The organism is Pseudomonas sp. GM49 (assembly GCF_000282355.1).
Classification (GTDB): domain Bacteria; phylum Pseudomonadota; class Gammaproteobacteria; order Pseudomonadales; family Pseudomonadaceae; genus Aquipseudomonas.
The window spans coordinates 1-3,377 of record NZ_AKJL01000197.1; the positions used below are offsets into that span (position 1 = coordinate 1).

4 protein-coding genes are annotated in these 3,377 nt (G+C 57.4%); 2 read left to right on the top strand and 2 right to left on the bottom strand.

Going from position 1 to position 3,377, the window contains the following annotated elements; translation table 11 throughout:
• On the top strand, positions 1-914 hold a 914-nt coding region (gene earP, locus PMI29_RS11500), incomplete at its 5' end, for an elongation factor P maturation arginine rhamnosyltransferase EarP (RefSeq protein WP_007999708.1).
• 48 nt (positions 915-962) lie between these two features.
• The gene (locus tag PMI29_RS11495) at positions 963-1,532 is read left to right on the top strand and encodes an elongation factor P (RefSeq protein ID WP_007983530.1); all 570 of its coding nucleotides are present in this window, start codon (positions 963-965) and stop codon (positions 1,530-1,532) included.
• 104 nt (positions 1,533-1,636) lie between these two features.
• Here the strand turns inward: PMI29_RS11495 and PMI29_RS11490 are convergent, their stop codons facing one another.
• On the bottom strand, positions 1,637-2,650 hold the full coding sequence (locus PMI29_RS11490; protein ID WP_007999711.1) for an alpha/beta hydrolase: 1,014 nt from the start codon (positions 2,648-2,650) through the stop codon (positions 1,637-1,639).
• A 34-nt stretch (positions 2,651-2,684) separates the two neighbouring features.
• Positions 2,685-3,104, bottom strand: a complete 420-nt coding sequence (locus PMI29_RS11485) for an organic hydroperoxide resistance protein (RefSeq protein ID WP_007999713.1) — start codon at positions 3,102-3,104, stop codon at positions 2,685-2,687.
• Positions 3,105-3,377 lie beyond the last annotated feature (273 nt).

Sequence of the window (3,377 nt, forward strand, 5' to 3'; positions counted from 1 at the left end):
GGCAGCCGACCGAAGCCGCCGATGTGGTGATTGCTGCATTTGCCTGCCAATTGCCGAGCGCCTATATGGACGCCATGGCCGAACGGGAAAAGACACCGCTGTGGATGAACCTCGACTACCTGAGCGCCGAGGACTGGGTGATCGGCTGCCACGGGTTGCCCTCGGTGAAGTACAAAAGCGTACAGAAATTCTTTTTCTTCCCTGGATTCCAGAAGGGCACAGGCGGGTTGTTACGTGAGCGCGGGTTGCTTGAACGTCGTCGGCAATTTCAGCAAGACCCGCAAGCTCAAAGAGAATTCCTGCAAGGTTTAGGGATCGATCGTGCGCCTGGCGCACAGTTGATCTCATTGTTTGCCTACGAAAACACCGGTTTGGCCAGTTGGCTCGATGCGATGGCTGGCGATTCGACGGCCACTCATCTGCTGGTACCGGAAGGGCGGATTCTCGGTGATGTTCAACGTTGGCTCGGTGTGGAAGATTTGGCGGTGGGTGCCGTGCATGTGTGTGACGCCTTGACCGTGCAAGTGCTGCCATTCGTCCGCCAGGACCAGTACGACGGCTTGCTGTGGTGCTGCGATTTCAATGCCGTGCGCGGCGAAGACTCCTTCGTGCGCGCCCAATGGGCAGGCCGGCCATTTCTCTGGCATATTTACCAGCAGGAAGAAGACATCCATCTGGACAAGCTTGAAGCCTTCCTCGAGCTTTATGTAAAGGGGCTATCTACGCCTGCGCGAGAGGCGATCAGCGGTCTCTGGCGGGCGTGGAACGCCGGTGAAAAAATGGCCGACCACTGGCAATTCACCCGTAAACACTGGCCAGAGCTGGAAAAACACGCCGAGGCGTGGTGTCTGGAACAGGCCTTGCAGGCCGATCTTGCCACGGCGCTGGTACAGTTTTATGGAAATTGGATATGATACGCGGCCTAGATTTTTGTAAATCCCATCCAAATTCGGATATTCGCAATGAAAACTGGTAAAGAACTCAAACCCGGTACCGTGATCCGTATCGACAACGATCCTTGGCTGGTTCAGAAAGCTGAATTCACCAAGTCCGGTCGTAACAGCGCGATCATGAAGACCAAGCTGAAAAACCTGCTGACCGGCTACAAGACCGAAACCGTATACGGTGCGGACGACAAGCTGGACGACGTGATCCTCGACCGCAAGGAAGCGACCCTGTCCTTCATCAGCGGCGACTCCTACACGTTCATGGACACCACTGACTACACCATGTACGAGCTGAACGCCGAAGACATCGAAGCCGTTCTGCCGTTCGTTGAAGAAGGCATGACCGACGTTTGCGAAGCCGTGTTCTTCGAAGGCCGTCTGGTTTCCGTAGAACTGCCAACCACCATCGTGCGTCAGGTTGCCTACACCGAAGGTTCCGCTCGCGGCGACACTTCCGGTAAGGTGATGAAGCCTGCCAAACTGAAGAACGGTACCGAGCTGTCGGTTGCTGACTTCATCAATATCGACGATATGATCGAGATTGATACCCGCGAAGGCGGTTCCTACAAAGGCCGTGCCAAATAAGCACTGCTTGAGGAATGAAAAAGCCCGACCATTGAGTCGGGCTTTTTTGTGCCTGCAATTTCACCTTTCAGCGATGAACCCCCCTGTGGGAGCGGGGTCGTGCGTTATTTCTTCAGGTGTTGTTTCAGTTCTTCAGATGCCTGCAGCATCGCCGAACGCACCGCTGGCACCTGGCTCACCACGTTGAGCAGACCGTAATCGTGGATCAGGCCGTTGTAGCGAACCGAGGTCACCGGCACTCCGGCTTCATCGAGTTTGCGGGCGTAGGCTTCACCTTCATCGCGCAGCACATCGGCACCGGCGGTCTGCACCAGCGCGGGAGGCAATCCTTTCAACTGGGCGGTGGTCGCACGCAGTGGTGAGGCGTAGATCTCGTTCCGCTGATTGGCGTCGGTGGTGTAGTTGTCCCAGAACCACTTCATCATGTTCCTGGTGAGGAAGTGCCCTTCGGCGAACTGGTTGTAGGATGCCGTCTCGAAGCTGGCATCGGTCACCGGCCACAGCAATACCTGGAACTTGATCGCCGGCGTGCCTTTGTCTTTGGCCATCAGTGCAACCACGGCTGCCATGTTGCCGCCGACACTGTTGCCGGCCACGGCCAGGCGTTTACCGTCGACGTTGATCTCCTTGCCGTGTTCCGCCACCCATTGGGTCGCGGCGTAGGCCTGGTTGATTGCCACCGGGTAATGCGCTTCCGGCGAAGGCGTGTAGTTGACGAACACCGCCGCTGCACCCGAACCCACCACCAGGTCACGGACCAGTCGTTCGTGGGTCGGGAAATCTCCCAGCACCCAACCCCCACCGTGGAAGAACATGAACACGGGCAGCTCACCCTTGACCCCGGCCGGCCGGACGATGGTCAGGTTCAGCGGTTGGCCTTCAACCTGGATGGTCTTCTGGCTGACATCGGCTTTTGGCAGCGTCAGCTTCGCCCCGGCCTGTGCACCGACCAGCACGGCGCGGGCATCGGCAGGTGTCATTTGCTCCATCGGTTTGCCGGTGCCGGCATTCAGCACATCGAGGAATGCCTGGGTGTTGTGTTCAACGTCGCCGGCAAATGCACTGTGGATGGACAGGGCGAGAAGGGTACCGGTCAAGACTTTGCTGAAAGTGTTCATGTTCGTTTCCTGTTCGGGCCTGGTAGGTCAGCGGTTAGACGGTCACGTGCAGGCGCACATCGACGTTGCCACGGGTGGCGTTGGAGTACGGGCAGACCTGGTGGGCTGCGTCGACCAGTGCTTGTGCATCGGCTTGCTCAAGACCCGGCAGGCTGATGTGCAGGTCGATGTCCAGGCCGAAACCGCCAGGGATCTGGCCGATGCCGACGTGGGCGCTGATCGAAGCGTCGTTGGGAATGCTGCGCTTGGTCTGGCTGGCCACGAATTTCAGGGCGCCGATGAAGCAGGCGGAATAACCGGCGGCAAACAGTTGCTCAGGGTTGGTGGCTGCGCCGCCGGCACCGCCGAGTTCTTTCGGAGTGGCTAGTTTGACGTCGAGGATGTTGTCGCTGGAAACCGCACGACCGTCACGGCCACCGGTGGAAGTTGCGATTGCGGTGTAGAGAGTTTGCATGGTGAAAGCCTCGTTCAGGAGATGTGTGTTTGCGCTAAATGTTTGCGCGCTAAGTAATTGCGAAGTGAATGTATCGCGCTAATGTTTAGTGCGCAAGATAAAAAATAAAATAAATTTGCCAAGACCGACGAACGGTTAAGCAGGATTGGCTGGAGCTATTGAATTAGAGCGGCTGGAGGTTTTGCAGGCGACTTTTTTGGGCGAATCGGGTTCTATCGCACCGCACAAAGCAACTGTGGGAGCGGCGGTGCGGCGATCCGACTTGCTCGCGAA

Coding starts and splice junctions, on each gene's coding strand:
- PMI29_RS11495 (WP_007983530.1), top strand. CDS start 963: ATGAAAACTGGTAAAGAACTCAAACCCGGTACCGTGATCCGTATCGAC.
- PMI29_RS11490 (WP_007999711.1), bottom strand. CDS start 2,650: ATGAACACTTTCAGCAAAGTCTTGACCGGTACCCTTCTCGCCCTGTCC.
- PMI29_RS11485 (WP_007999713.1), bottom strand. CDS start 3,104: ATGCAAACTCTCTACACCGCAATCGCAACTTCCACCGGTGGCCGTGAC.